Annotated in this window: 13 protein-coding genes; 5 read left to right on the top strand and 8 right to left on the bottom strand. The window is 74.3% G+C overall.

What is annotated here, in order from left to right; genetic code table 11:
* Positions 1-8: 8 nt before the first annotated feature.
* Genes egtC through egtA form a run of 3 tightly spaced genes read right to left on the bottom strand, consistent with a single transcriptional unit; the run spans position 9 to position 3412 of the window.
* The gene (egtC, locus tag J4557_RS26680) at positions 9-743 is read right to left on the bottom strand and encodes an ergothioneine biosynthesis protein EgtC (RefSeq protein WP_208269466.1); all 735 of its coding nucleotides are present in this window, start codon (positions 741-743) and stop codon (positions 9-11) included.
* On the bottom strand, positions 744-2159 hold the full coding sequence (gene egtB / locus J4557_RS26675; RefSeq protein WP_208269465.1) for an ergothioneine biosynthesis protein EgtB: 1416 nt from the start codon (positions 2157-2159) through the stop codon (positions 744-746). It abuts the gene before it with no gap.
* A complete protein-coding gene (egtA, locus tag J4557_RS26670) occupies positions 2147-3412 on the bottom strand; it encodes an ergothioneine biosynthesis glutamate--cysteine ligase EgtA (protein WP_208269464.1) in 1266 nt (421 codons plus the stop codon). The genes egtB and egtA overlap by 13 nt, the downstream gene beginning before the upstream one ends.
* 264 nt (positions 3413-3676) lie before the next feature.
* Between egtA and J4557_RS26665 the strand changes: the two genes are divergently transcribed.
* Positions 3677-4927 (top strand): hypothetical protein, encoded by a 1251-nt coding sequence (locus tag J4557_RS26665; protein ID WP_208269463.1) that lies wholly within the window; start codon positions 3677-3679, stop codon positions 4925-4927.
* Between the two features lie 107 nt (positions 4928-5034).
* Here the strand turns inward: J4557_RS26665 and J4557_RS26660 are convergent, their stop codons facing one another.
* A complete protein-coding gene (locus J4557_RS26660) occupies positions 5035-5754 on the bottom strand; it encodes a rhomboid-like protein (protein ID WP_208269462.1) in 720 nt (239 codons plus the stop codon).
* Positions 5755-5983: 229 nt separating this feature from the next.
* The gene (locus J4557_RS26655) at positions 5984-7606 is read right to left on the bottom strand and encodes an MFS transporter (protein WP_208269461.1); all 1623 of its coding nucleotides are present in this window, start codon (positions 7604-7606) and stop codon (positions 5984-5986) included.
* 156 nt (positions 7607-7762) lie between these two features.
* Here J4557_RS26655 and J4557_RS26650 point away from each other — a divergent pair, with 156 nt between their 5' ends.
* From J4557_RS26650 to J4557_RS26640, 3 genes are all read left to right on the top strand, one after another.
* On the top strand, positions 7763-8428 hold the full coding sequence (locus J4557_RS26650) for a TetR family transcriptional regulator (protein ID WP_208269460.1): 666 nt from the start codon (positions 7763-7765) through the stop codon (positions 8426-8428).
* A 124-nt stretch (positions 8429-8552) separates the two neighbouring features.
* On the top strand, positions 8553-9965 hold the full coding sequence (gad, locus tag J4557_RS26645) for a glutamate decarboxylase (protein WP_208269459.1): 1413 nt from the start codon (positions 8553-8555) through the stop codon (positions 9963-9965).
* A 241-nt stretch (positions 9966-10206) separates the two neighbouring features.
* Positions 10207-10569, top strand: a complete 363-nt coding sequence (locus J4557_RS26640; protein WP_243776377.1) for a helix-turn-helix domain-containing protein — start codon at positions 10207-10209, stop codon at positions 10567-10569.
* A gap of 48 nt (positions 10570-10617) precedes the next feature.
* Here the strand turns inward: J4557_RS26640 and J4557_RS26635 are convergent, their stop codons facing one another.
* The 3 genes from J4557_RS26635 to J4557_RS26625 all read right to left on the bottom strand — a co-directional run bounded on the left by J4557_RS26635 (position 10618) and on the right by J4557_RS26625 (position 12667).
* Positions 10618-11220, bottom strand: a complete 603-nt coding sequence (locus tag J4557_RS26635) for a ClpP family protease (RefSeq protein ID WP_208269458.1) — start codon at positions 11218-11220, stop codon at positions 10618-10620.
* Positions 11217-11846 carry a ClpP family protease gene (locus tag J4557_RS26630; protein ID WP_208269457.1) on the bottom strand — a complete coding sequence of 210 codons (630 nt, stop codon included), beginning with the start codon at positions 11844-11846 and terminating at the stop codon, positions 11217-11219. The genes J4557_RS26635 and J4557_RS26630 overlap by 4 nt, the downstream gene beginning before the upstream one ends.
* Before the next feature lie 95 nt (positions 11847-11941).
* Positions 11942-12667, bottom strand: a complete 726-nt coding sequence (locus J4557_RS26625; protein ID WP_208269456.1) for an SDR family oxidoreductase — start codon at positions 12665-12667, stop codon at positions 11942-11944.
* Between the two features lie 123 nt (positions 12668-12790).
* Here J4557_RS26625 and J4557_RS26620 point away from each other — a divergent pair, with 123 nt between their 5' ends.
* Positions 12791-13636 carry a LysR family transcriptional regulator gene (locus J4557_RS26620; protein WP_208269455.1) on the top strand — a complete coding sequence of 282 codons (846 nt, stop codon included), beginning with the start codon at positions 12791-12793 and terminating at the stop codon, positions 13634-13636.
* Positions 13637-13642 lie beyond the last annotated feature (6 nt).

Raw genomic sequence — 13642 nt, 5'->3', positions numbered from 1 at the left:
TGGTCCTCCTACAGCGGGTCTATGCGGACGCCGGACGCGGGTCCGGCGGTGACGAGCGAGCGGTCCGGGACGGGCCGCCAGCCGGGCCGGTCGTCCAGCGGTTCGGAGACGATCCGGATCTCGTCCGCGTCCTCGCGGACGAACAGGGAGTCGCCCCAGGTGGTGGCGGCCAGGGCCGTCCCGTCGGAGGCGAGCAGGTTGTAGCGGCCGCCGGTGAGGCCGGTGACGGCCCCGACGACCGCGGCGAGGCCCTCGCCGAGGGACGCGCCGCCGCGCCAGTTCCGGACGGCGAGCGCGAACAGCGGCGCCGAGTCGAGCGGGGCGCGGGCGTCCGGGACGCCGGCGAGGTCGCCGGCGAGGTCGCGCAGCTTGGCCTCGACGCCGGCGAACCCCTCGACCTTGCCGTTGTGGCTGAACAGCCAGGGCCCTTCGCGGAACGGCTGCGCGCACGACTCGTCCACGGGGAACCCGACGGTCGCCGAGCGGATCGCCGCGACGGCGCAGGACGCGCGGACGGCGCCCGCGACCTCGCGGAACGACTGGTCGGTCCAGAGCGGCTGGGCCCGCCGGAACCGGACGGCGGCGCCGTCCTGGTACCAGCCGGCGCCGAACCCGTCGGCGTTCAGCAGGTTCCCCTGCGTCAAGCGCGGCGCGTACGCCTGGTGCTCCAGGGAGTGCTCCCCCTCGTAGATGAGCGAGTGCAGCGTCCGCTCCGGGCCGAGGTAACCGAGATGGCGGCACATTCAGCGCCCCTCCCCGGCCTGCGCCTCGCCGGGGGACGACCCCCCACGCCCCCCGGCGACCGCGGAACGCGCGCAGCGGAAGCCGGAGAAGATCTGCCGCCGGATCGGGTAGTCCCAGTTGCGGAACGAGCCGCGGACGGCGAGCGGGTGCGTCGCCCACGAGCCGCCGCGCAGGACCTTGTAGTCGGGGCCGAAGAACACTTCGGAGTACTCCTTGTAGGGGAACGAGCGGAACCCCGGGTAGCCGTGGAAGTCCGACGACGTCCACTCCCACACGTCGCCGATGAGCCGCCGGACCCCGTAGGCCGACGCGCCGGACGGGTAGGAGCCCGCCTCGGACGGGCGCAGCAGCCGCTGCCCGAGGTTGGCGCGGCCCTCCTCGTAGACCTCGCCCCAGGGGTACTTCCGTGACCGCTGCGCGGCCGGGTCCCAGCGCGCGGCCTTCTCCCACTCGGCCTCCGTGGGGAGGCGCTTGCCGGCCCACCGCGCGTAGGCGTCCGCCTCGTACCAGCACACGTGCTGGACGGGTTCGCGCGGCGGGACGGGCTCGGTGCGCCCGAACCGGCGCCGCAGCCACTGCCCTCCTTCCCTCGTCCAGAACGCGGGGGCGCGCTTGCCGCCGCCGTTGCGCCACTCCCAGCCGGCCGGGGTCCACCAGCGCGGGTCGTCGTAGCCGCCCGCCTCGATGAAGGCGAGGTAGGCGGCGTTGGTGACCGGCTCCACGTCGATGTAGTAGGCGGGGAGGTCGACCATGTGGCCGGGACGCTCGTTGTCGTACGCCCAGGGGTCGTCCGAGGTGCCCATCTCGAACGGGCCGGCCGGGATGAGGACCTCGCCCCCGGCCGCGCTGTCCGCGGGCGCCGCGGCGGCGGGCGTCCGCGAGGGCTCCGCGAGCGGGTCGAGCAGGGCGGGAGCGCCCTTGCGGAGCTGGTGCGTCGCCAGCATCGTCTCGTCGTGCATGTGCTCGTGCTGGACGACCATGCCGTACACGAACCCGCCGGACGTCAGCGGGTTCGCCGTGTCGAACCGCACGGACGCCAGCGCGTCCAGCACCTTGGCGCGCACCGTGCCGATGTAGGCGCGCGCCTCGTCCGGCGGCAGCAGCGGCAGCGACGGCCGCTCGGCGCGCGGGTGCTCGAACGCGTCGTAGAGGCCGTCGATCTCCGGGCGCATCGGCTCGGTGCCCGCGGCGGCCCGCAGCAGCCACAGCTCCTCGTAGTTGCCGACGTGCGCCAGGTCCCAGACCAGCGGCGACATCAGCGGCGACACCTGCGAGGTGAGGTCGTCCCCGTCGAGGACGTCGGTGGTCAGGCCGAAGCTGCGGGCGCGCACCCCGCCGAGCTCCTCGGCGATCAGGTCCTTCAGCGCGTCCTCGTCGTGCTCGGCGATCGGGCCCGGGGAGCTCAGCGGGGCCATGTCGGGTCCTCCTCGGACATCGTGATGGGAGCGTCATGCTGTTCGTGGGCGCCGCGGTGGTCGCGGGCGCCGTCGCCGGCGGGGCCGTCGTCGGCGGGGGTGCGGCCGCGCTCGACGTAGCGGTGCGCGTACTCCTCCACCAGCGGGACGAGCCCGGCGGCGCCCATCCGGGGCAGCGCGTCGAGCGCCGCCGTGAAGCAGGTGCGCGCGGCGGCGGCCAGCGACGCGTCGGCGAGCCCGGAGCGGGCCGCCTCCGCCCACAGCCCCGCGACCGGCTCGGCGGCCTCCTCGGCGGCGGCGGACGCGGCCGGGTCGTCCAGCAGGGCGGCCGCGACGGCGACGGGCACCGGCCAGTACCGGGCGGGCAGCGCGTCGATCATCCGCAGTTCCAGCCAGCCGCGCGGACGGACCGGCGGGAACAGCGTGGACAGGTGGTAGTCCAGGTCCTGCGGGCCCGGCTCGCCCTTGTCCAGCCATTCCTTGAAGGACATGCCCGGGTCGGACACCCACTCCCCGGACGCGGTCTTGACCAGCATGACCCGCGCGTCCAGCGCGTACCGCGTCCACGCCTCGGCGGGATCGCCGTCGGCGCCGTCGCGCAGCACCGGCAGGGTGCGGCACGGGTCCAGCTCGGTCCAGATGGCCTGCCGGGACGAGCGCAGCCCGGTGCGGCGGCCCGCCTTCAGCGGCGAGTTGGCGAACGCGGCGATCAGCAGGGGCCCGAGCGCGTGGGTGAGCCGCCAGCGGCGGGCGGCGTCCGCGCGGTCGGCGCCGATGTCCAGGCAGACCTGGACGGACGCGGTCGAGCACATCATCGCGAGGCCCGCGTCGGCGAACCCGCCCGCGCTGAAGTAGTCGCGCATGCACCCGTAGCGGGGGTGCTCGGCCTGGAAGCGGGGCCGCCGGACGGGGTCGACGCCGTGGCCGACGAGGTCCAGCCCGGCCGGCGCGAGCGCGTCCCGCACGTGCGCGATGTCCCCGGCGAGCGCCGAATGCAGCTCGGAAACGCCGCGGAACGGCGCGGAGCTCAGTTCCAGCTGCCCGCCGGGCTCGTAGGTGACCGCACTTCCGCCGGGCGGCGGCCCGGCCTCGTCGACGAGCATCCGCACCCGCCGCGCGGGCACGTGGGCCGCCCGGTCGGCGGCGTCGACGACGAACCACTCCGTCTCCGCGCCGACCGTCCCGGGCGGGCCGGTCTTGAAGCAGACGCCGTAAATGTGCTGGTAGACACCGTCCTCGGTGAGCCGTGGCACGCGACCTCCCGGAAAAACTCGATAACGAGTTCGAATCCTTCCCTGCTGAACCGGATCAGGTATCAGCGAATTTTCGGGAACTTCCTTAAATCTGGGTGAACATGACTGCCTGCTATCAAAGTGATTACTTTCTGTGGCTATTCGACTCGATGTTCACTCCCCGGCTTCTCACTGGTTGACCCGAGGCGCTAGAGTCCCGCTACCAACCGGTATGCACGCATTCGTGCAGCCCGGTGCCAGCAGCGGAGACGACCGGGAGGTCACATGCGCGGCGACCTGGGCTCGCTCTACGACGCGCACGCCGCCCGCCTGTACGCCTACTGCTGGTCGCTCGTCGGCGACCAGCTCGCGGCGGCGGCGGTCGGCGACACCTTCGCCGCGGCGGTGCACCAGCCGCCGCGGGGCGACAGCGTGCTCTGGCTCTACTCCCTGTCCCGGACCGCGTGCGCCGAGCGCGGCGCCTTCGGCACGCCGCCCGGCGGGCTGCCGTTCGCCGACCCCGACCCGCTGCTGCGCGCGGCGGGCTCCCTGCGCGCCGACCACCGCGAGGTCCTGCTGCTGTGGGCCGGCGAATGGCTGGAGACCCGCGACATCGCCCGCGTCCTCGGCCTCGCCCCCGACACCGTCGTCCAGCTGCTGAACGCGGCCCGGTCCCGGCTGGAGCGCGCCGTCCTCGACACGCTGATGCGCGGCGCCGCCGGGCCGCAGCTCGAGCTGATCTCCGCGTTCGAGAAGGGGAGGCTGCCGCAGCTGCTCGCCAAGCGCGCGCCCGCGCAGGCGCCCGGCTGGCTGCGCGACCAGGTCCTCGCCGCGTGCGAGGCGGAGGCCGAGCGGCCGCTGCCGAGCGTCGCCGCCCCGAGCCCGCTCGTCGTGATCGGTGACGCCGACCGCAGGCCGCGGCAGAAGCGCGGCGTGTGGTCCAAGGGCCTCGGCGCCGTCGCGGGCGTCGCCGCGTCCGCGGCCGCCGTCATCGGCCTGCTGGTCTCCTGGCCCACCGCGAAGGGCGGCGGCGCCGCCTCGCTCGTCCCCACGGCCGGCAGCGGGCGCACCGATCCCGCGTCGGCGAAGACGACCGCGGTCACCGGCACCCCGCCGCCCGGCCTCACCGGCTCCGAGCGCTCGACCGGCGGCGCCGACCCGTCCGGGAACCCGGTGACGAGCGCGTTCGACGGCCGGCCGGCGCCCGCCGGCACACCCGGCCAGGGCTCCGCGCCCGGCACCCCGGGCTCACCGTCGACCACGGGCGCCCCCGCCCGGTCCCCCGTGGGCTCCTCGCCGTCGGAGGGCGGGAATCCCGGGAGCGGCACCCCGAGCAAGCCCGGCGACACGTCCCCGACGACGCCACCCGGCTCGGGCACGCCGACCACTCCGCCGGACTCCGGCCCCACGACCCCGCCGGACGGCGGCTCGACCGGTCCCACGACGCCGCCGGACACCCCGTCCGACCCGCCCGCGAGCGGCACGCCGAGCCCCAGCCCCACGTCCAACCCCACGCCCGACCCCGGCCAGAGCTGACCCGACCGCGCGGCCGGTGACGCGGCGCGCGCCCCCGGCCTGCGTCGGGCTTCGGAGGCGGCGCGCCGGGTTCCGGAGCGGGCGCGTCAGGCTTCGGAGCGGGCGCGTCAGGCTTCGGAGGGAGCGGGGCCGGGCTTGAGGGAGTCCTGCACGCCGTGCACGGCCTGCGCGGCCCTGGCCTCGGCCGCCCCGATGGCGTCGGCGACGGGCGTCGCGCCGGTCGCCCGGCCCCGTTCGCGGAGCAGCAGCACGCCGCCGATCAGCGCGCCGCTGATCATGGCCACGAGGTGCCCGACGGCGGCGACCTCCAGCGAGGGCAGGCCCTCGAACAGGAAGGGCAGGAGCGCGACCCAGGCGGCGAAGGCGAGCAGCCGGCGGATCCGGCCGTGCCCGTAGAGGATCGCGGCGACGAGCGCCGCGCACAGCACGTAGGACGGGCCGACGTCGGAGATCGTCCGGACGGAGTCCGAGAGCAGGCCGGCCTCCAGCCGCACGAACGCGATGCCCTGGCTGATCAGCGTGCCGGTGACGTGCGAGACCGCGACCAGCACGATCGCGCTGCCGTTGCCGAACCGCCGCACGATGGGGAACAGCCCGAGCACCGCGACGACCAGCAGCGCGCCCTGCGACCCCTCGGCGACGAACGCCGAGGCGACCATCGTGCCGACCGGGTCGACCGAGAGGTTGGCCAGGTTGGTGCTGGTCCACGCCACGACGGTCCGCTGGGCCGCGGGCGGCAGCAGGAAGACCTGCACCAGCCACACCGTCGCGAACAGGCCCAGGAACGTCAGCGGCATCGGGTACCGCTTGATGAAACCGCCCATCATCCCGGCAAGCCTAGGTGCTCCAGAGGTGTCGGGGGCCCGATACCCCCGACACTCACAGGAAAACGACGGCTTCTCCACGGTGCCTCCCTGCCCACGGGTACGGCCGCGCCGGACTCCGGGTTCGATGCCGGGTCCGGCGGCGGGGTTCGGCGGTCGGGTCCGGTGCGGCGACGCGGTGCGCCGTCCCTGGCGGCGGGTGGGACGGCGCACCGCGGGTCATGGGCGGGGGTCAGACGGCGGCGGCGCCGTCCACGGGGCTGGTGCCGCGGCGGACGAGCAGCGCCGCGAGCACCGCGACGACGGCGACCGCACCGGCGACCGTCAGCGAGGTCTGGAAGCCGTCCATGAACGCCAGATGGCTGCCGTTGGTGATGGCCTTCGCGGCGGGCTCGGGCGTCCCGGGCGGGACGGGCGCGACGCCCTGGGCGACCAGCCCGCCGGTGCCCGACAGCCGCTGCGCGGCGGCGCCGGGGACGCCGGACTCGGTGAGCCGGCCGACCAGCACGTCCCCGACCTTCGTGGACAGCAGCACGCCGAGCACGGAGGTGCCGAGGACGCCGCCGAGCTGCGACGCGGTCTGCTGGAGGCCGCCGGCGACGCCGGCGAGGTGCGCCGGGGCGTTGCCGACGATGGCCTCGGTGCCGGCGACGATGACCATCCCGAACGCCAGGCCGACCAGCACGAACCACGGCCACAGCTGCACGTACGGGGCGTCCACGCCGACGCGGGACAGGCCGAACAGCGCGGTCGCGGTGAACGCCATGCCGAGGGCGAGCGGCAGCCGCGGCCCGAACCGGTTGGTGAGCGCGCCCGCGATCGGGGAGGCGACGATGAAGATCCCGGTCATCGGCAGCATCCGCACGCCCGCCTCCACCGGGCTCATCCCGTGCACCTGCTGCAGGTAGAGGGTGATGAAGAAGATCGTCCCGAACATCCCGAAGAAGCCGAGGACGATCAGCCCGGTCGCCGCCGACAGCGACACCGAGCGGAACAGCGACAGCGGCAGCAGCGGGCGCTCGACGCGCAGCTCGTTCCACACGAACGCGGCGAACAGCACGACGGACGCGGCGAACGACACCAGCGGCGTGGCGTGCCCGAACCCGTGCTCGCCGGCCTTGATGAGGCCCCAGACCAGCGCGAACAGCGCGCCGGTGAGCAGCGCGACGCCGGGCACGTCGAACGAGCCGGCGGCCTCCTCGTCCTTGGACTCGCGGATCACCCAGAGGCCGACCAGCAGCGCGACCAGGCCGAGCGGCGCGTTGAGGAAGAACACCGACTCCCAGTTCACGTTCTCGACCAGCAGGCCGGCGACGATCGGGCCGCCCGCGATGGAGATGCCGACGGTGGAGCCCCAGATGCCGATGGCGGCGTTGAGCCTCTCGGCGGGGAAGGTGTTGCGCAGGATGGCGAGGCTCGCGGGCTGCAGGAGCGCCCCCGCGAAGCCCTGCACGACCCGCCAGAAGATCACCATGCCGAGCCCGCCGGACAGCCCGATGGCGAGCGAGGCGACGGCGAACCCGACGACGCCGGCGAGGAACGTCCGCTTGCGGCCGAACCGGTCGGCGATCTTGCCGGCCGGGATCAGCGTGACGGCGAGGGCCAGCAGGTAGGCGTTGGTCACCCACTGGAGGCCGGACAGGGACGCGCCGAGGTCCTTGGCGATCGCCGGGTTGGCGATGGAGACGACGGTGGCGTCCAGGCCGACCATCATCACGCCGAGGGCGACGGCGACGAGGGTGAGCCAGGGATGCCCGTGGCCGCGGCGGGCGGGTCGTCCGCGCGCCTGGCTGCGCGGCGCGGACGGGCGGGACGCGCCGGGGTCGAGCACCTCGGCGCCTCGGGTCTGGGACATGGGCGGAGCCTCCGTAGCGATGTTGAGGGTCCTAAACTGTCATGAGCTGACAGTTGTCGTCAAATGCCTCGCGTCATCAAAGGACATGATTCAGATCACGACAAGATTCGTCCACCGTCACTTGGCGTCGGGTCCGCGCGTCGTTACACTTCGCACATGACCGCGACCGCCCCCGAGACCCGCCAGGGCACCGCCCCCACGGGTCCCGGATCCCAGCCCCCGGGCCGGCGCGAACGCAAGAAGCAGCGCACCCGTGAGGCGCTCGTCGACGCCGCGTTCACCCTCTTCGCCGAGAAGGGGTTCGACGCGACCACCGTCGAGGAGATCGCCGACGCCGTGGACGTCTCGTCCCGCACGTTCTTCCGCTACTTCGCCTCGAAAGAGGACGTCGCGCTCACCTTCCAGGAGGAGCAGACCCGCGCCGTCATGGCGGCGCTGGCCGAGCGCCCCCCGGACGAGCCGATCATGACCGCGCTGCGCCGCACCGTGGTGGAGATCGCCCGCGCCTGCGAGCGCGGCGAGCTGGGCTTCGACCCCGACCGCTTCCAGTGCCTGCTCGGCATGATGAGCGACAGCCCGACCCTGCTGGCGGGCAGCCTGGAGCACGCGCAGAAGAAGCAGCAGCTGCTCACCCGGATCATCGCCGAGCGGATGGGCACCGACCCCGCCACCGACCTGCGCCCGCACGTGATCGCGGCCTCCGCCACCTGCGGTTTCCAGGCCGCCTCCGACGTCGCCCGCCGGCACGGGGACGCCTTCGGCTCGCTGTCGGAGACCATCGACCAGGCGTTCGCCATCCTCGAACAGGGCCTCAACTCCTAGGCCGGGCCCGCGCCGCCCGCGTCCCGTCCCGGTGTGGTCCCGGGACGGGCGGGTACCGCCTCCCCGAGGACGGCCGGCGACGGCCTGAGGACGGGCCCGGCGACGGCCTCGAGAGGACGCGACCATGGCGCTGAAGCATCCCCGGCACGACGGCCGCGGCGACCGGGACCTGGAGGTCAACCCGATCTTCAGCCGGGAGCCCGTCGAGGTGCCCCGGTACGCGCTGCCGCGCGGCGAGATGGAGCCCGCCACCGCCTACCAGCTCGTCCACGACGAGCTGATGCTGGACGGCAACGCCCGGCTGAACCTCGCCACGTTCGTCTCGACCTGGGCCGAGCCCGAGGCGCGGCTGCTGATGGCCGAGTGCGCCGAGAAGAACATGATCGACAAGGACGAGTACCCGCAGACCGCGGAGCTCGAGACGCGCTGTGTCCACATGCTCGCCCGGCTCTGGAACGCTCCCGACCCCGGGCACGCCGTCGGCTGCTCCACGACCGGGTCCAGCGAGGCGGCGATGCTCGGCGGCCTCGCCCTGAAGCGCCGCTGGCAGCGGAAGGGCCTGAAGGGCCGGCCCAACATCGTGATGGGCGTCAACGTCCAGATCTGCTGGGAGAAGTTCGCCGACTACTTCGAGGTCGAGCCCCGCTACGTGCCGATGGAGGGCGACCGCTACCACCTCGGCGCCCGGGAGGCCGTCGAGCTGTGCGACGAGAACACCATCGGCGTCGTCGCCGTCCTCGGCTCCACCTTCGACGGCAGCTACGAGCCCGTCGCCGACATCTGCGCCGCGCTCGACGACCTCCAGGAGCGCACCGGCCTCGACGTCCCCGTCCACGTGGACGGGGCGTCCGGGGCCATGATCGCCCCGTTCCTCGACCCGGACCTGCCGTGGGACTTCCGGCTGCCCCGCGTCGCGTCGATCAACACGTCCGGGCACAAGTACGGCCTGGTCATGCCGGGCGTCGGCTGGGCGCTGTGGCGCGACGGCGGCGCCCTGCCGGGCGACCTCGTCTTCCACGTCAACTACCTGGGCGGCGACATGCCGACCTTCGCGCTGAACTTCTCCCGCCCCGGCGCCCAGGTCGTCGCGCAGTACTACAACTTCCTGCGGCTCGGGTTCGAGGGCTACCGCCGCGTCCAGCAGACCTGCCGCGACGTCGCGACCCGGCTCGCCGCCGAGATCGCCGGGCTCGGCCCGTTCGAGCTGCTCACCTACGGCTCCGACATCCCGGTGTTCGCGTTCCGCATGCACGAGGGCGCGGGCTTCAACGTCTTCGACGTCTCCGCGGCGCTGCGCGAGCACGGCTGGCTCGTCCCCGCCTACACCTTCCCGAAGAACCGCGAGGACCTCGCCGTGCTGCGCGTCGTCGTCCGCAACGGCTTCAGCCACGACCTCGCCGACCTGCTGCTCGCCGACCTGCGCCGCGTCCTGCCCAGGCTGTCCGCCCAGCCGTCCCCGGTCCGCACCGCGGACGACGCCGGCGGCTTCGCCCACGGCGCCGAGACCAAGCACCCCACCACCCCGGGCCGCCGCTGACCCGCACCAGACGACGAGCGGCTCGGCGTCTTCAGACGCGACGCGCAGCCCCTGTCCGGCGGTGGAGTCCCGTGCTCCTCCTCATGCTCGACACGACCGACCCGCAGGAGGCTCGGCGAATGCCGCCCCGCCTGCACGGAACGGCCGAGAAGCGTGCCGTCCTGAAGGCGGGGCGGGCGGCGCGTTCTGCGGTGGGCGGAACGCGTGGTGCCCGGTCGCGCCGCCGGGTTATTTTGTGGGCATGGCCGAGATCACCCGCCCGCTCATGCCCGCCGACGAGACGCCGCACGGGCCGACCGCGACGCGCCGGCCGGCCGAGCCGCTGTGGCGCGACGCGCTCGGCCGGTGCCTGCGGCGCCTGCGCGTCGAGCGCGGCGAGATCCTGACGGAGACCGCGCGCCGCGCCGGGGTGTCCCCGCAGTACCTCTCCGAGATGGAGCGCGGCGTCAAGGAGCCGTCGAGCGAGATGATCGCCGCGGTCGCCGGCGCCCTGGACGTGACGCTCGCCGACCTCACGCTCGCGGTCGCGTCGAGCCTCCTGGCCGCACCGGCCGCCGCGCCGGCCGGCCCGACCTGCCAGGTCGCCTACGCCCTGGCCGCCTGACCCGGACGGGCACGGCCCCGGAACGCACGGCTCCGGGGCCGCACGGCCCTACAGGGGCTCCGGCTGCCGTTCCTCGATCACGTGGTCGATGAGGCCGTACTCCCGCGCCGCCTTCGCGGTGAACACGCGGTCCCGGTCGGTGTCGGCGCGCAGCGTCGCGGTCTCCTGCCCGGTGTGCCGGGAGAGGATCTGCTCGATGTCCGCGCGGACCCGGACGACCTCGTCCGCCTGGAGGATGAGGTCCGGGATCGCTCCGCGCCCCTGCCCCATCGGCTGGTGCAGGACGACGCGGGTGTGCGGCAGCGCCGCGCGCTTGCCGGGGGCGCCCGCGGCGAGGAGCACCGCGCCGACCGCGACGGCCTGCCCCACGCACGTCGTCGCGACCTGCGGGCGGATGTAGCGGAGCGTGTCGTACACCGCCAGCATCGCGCTCGGGTCTCCGCCCTCGCAGTTGATGTACAGCTGGATGTCGGCTTCCGGGCTGTCCGCCTCCAGGTGGAGCAGCTGCGCGACGAGCGCGTTCGCAACCCCGGCGTCGATGGCGGTGCCGAGATAGATGATCCGCTCCGTCAGCAGGTGCGAGTAGACGTCCATGATCCGTTCACCGCGCGAGTCCCGCGCGATGACGTTCGGGATCGTGTAGGTGCTCATCGGTCGGCTCCTCCGGACGGGGCGCCGAGCCCGACGGGGCGGCGGCGGGGCGGCACCAGCTCGTCGTAGGCGTCGACGATCGCGTCGATGAAGCCGTACTCGAGCGCCTCCCGCGCCGTGTACCAGCGATCGTGCAGCGAGTCCTCGAAGACCCGCTCGAGGGGCTGGCCCGTGTCCTCGGCGATGAGCCCGAGCACGGTGTCGCGGGTGTGGCGCAGGTCGTTGGCCTGCAGCTCGATGTCGACGGCGGCGCCGCCGATGCCGGCGGACCCCTGGTGCATCAGCACCCGGGCGTGCGGCATCGCGCGGCGCTTGCCGGGCGTTCCGGACGACAGCAGGAACTGCCCGGCGCTGTAGGCGATGCCGAGCACCACCGTGGCGACGTCGCACGGGATGAGCCGCATGACGTCGCGGATCGCGAGCATCGACGGCACCGAGCCGCCGGGGGAATGGATCCACAGCGCGATGTCGGCCGACGGATCCTCCCCCGCCAGGGTGATCAGCTGCGTCGCCAGCAGCGTGCCGTTGTCGTCGTCGAGCACGCCGTCCAGCACGAGGACGCGCTGCGCGTACAGCTCGCGCCGCACGCGTTCGTTGAACAAAGGGGTCTTCTGTTCCTCGCTCATGCCTTCACCCTGCGCCAGCGTGCGCCCTGGTCACAGCCCGCGCTGCCCACGGCGGATCCGCTCACAGCAGCGCGCCGCCGCCCCGGCGCCGTGGTTTACCAGGGCACCGGGCCGTCGTCGTCGTGGAAGGTGCCGGTGGGGCCGCCGTCGGGGAGGGTCGCGAGGTGGATCGCGATCGCCGCGCCCTGCTCGGGGGTGCGGACGCCGCGGAACCCGTTGAGGTCGGTCGCGCAGAAGCCCGGGCAGCCGGCGTTGATGAGGATGTCCGTGTCGGCCAGCTCCTTGGCGTACTGGACGGTGACGGCGTTGAGGAACGTCTTCGACGTCGCGTAGGCGGCGGAGATCGGGCCCGTCTGGGCGCCGGGGGTCGTCTGCCGGGTGAGGGACCCGACGGTGCTGGACATGTTCACGATCCGGGGGGACGGCGAGCGGCGCAGCAGCGGCAGCATCGCGTTGGTGACGCGGATGACGCCGAGCACGTTGGTCTCCACGACCGTCCGCACGGTCGCGGGGTCGACCCGGGTGGGCTCCTGCGGCATCCCGCCCGTGATGGCGGCGTTGTTGACGAGGACGTCAAGGCCGCCGTCGCGCTCCCCCAGCAGCTCGGCGGCCGCGGTGACGCTCGCGTCGTCGGTCACGTCGATCGGCACGCCGAACGCGTCGACGCCCGCGGCGCGCAGCTTCGCGACGGCGGCCTCACCGCGCTCCGCGTCCCGGGCGCCCACGCCGACGCTCCAGCCGAGCGCGCCCAGGCCGGCCGCGATCTCGTACCCGATCCCCTTGTTCGCGCCGGTGACCAGCGCGGTCTTCGTTTCGGTCATGCCACGATCCTGACCGCCGGGCGGGCGGGCCTCCAACACCGTCTGGGTGGGGTGCGATACCCCAGCGGTATCGCACCGAGGTCAGGAGGCGGCCGGGGCCGTCCTGGCGGGTACCGTGGCGGCATGGAGACGCGGGAGCTGCGGTACTTCGTCGCCGTCGCCGAGGAACTTCACTTCGGGCGGGCCGCCGAGCGGCTCGGGATCGCCCAGCCGCCGCTGTCGCGGGCGATCCAGCGGCTCGAGCGGCGCCTCGGGGCCACGCTGCTGGACCGCACCAACCGCACCATCGCGCTGACCGGGGCCGGGGCGGTGCTGCTGCGCGAGGGCCGGGCGGCCCTCGACGCGATCGAGGCCGCCGACCGCCGCACCCGCCGCGCCGCCGCCGCGGCCGGGCGGCCCGCGCTGGTCCTCGTCACCAAGGCGGGGGCGTCCGGCGAGCTGCTGGCGAAGCTGCTCGACGCGTACGCCGCCGAACCCGGCGCGGCGGCCGTCGACGTCGTCCTGTGCGGGCCCGGCGAGCAGGAGCGGCTGCTGCGCGACGGACGCGCCGACGTGGCGCTGCTGCACACGCCGTTCGATTCGACGACCGGGCTCGACACCGAGGAGCTGTACGCCGAGGGGCAGGTCGCGGTCCTGCCGGCCGGGCACCCCCTCACCACCAGGTCGCAGCTGCGGACCGCCGACGTCGCCGAGCTGCCCGGCCTGCCGCTGCCGCGCTGGCCGCGGTCGGACGGCACGTACCCCGACGGCCCGGGCCTGCGGGTCCGCGACCACGCGCAGCTGCTCCAGCTGATCGCGCTCGGCCGGGCCTCGGCGGTGCTGCCGGAGTCGTGCCGGCCCCAGCTGGGCGACCGCCTCGCCGCCGTCCCGGTGGTGGACGCGCCCCGGGTGACGACGCTGATCGCATGGCCGCCCCACAGCCGGTCCCTGGCCGTCGCCGGCCTGGTGGACGTCGCGACCCGCCTCTAGCGCCCG

Source organism: Actinomadura nitritigenes, assembly GCF_017573545.1.
GTDB lineage: Bacteria > Actinomycetota > Actinomycetes > Streptosporangiales > Streptosporangiaceae > Spirillospora > Spirillospora nitritigenes.
The sequence above is the reverse complement of the archived record's forward strand: the minus strand, read 5'-3'. Positions and strand labels throughout refer to the sequence as shown.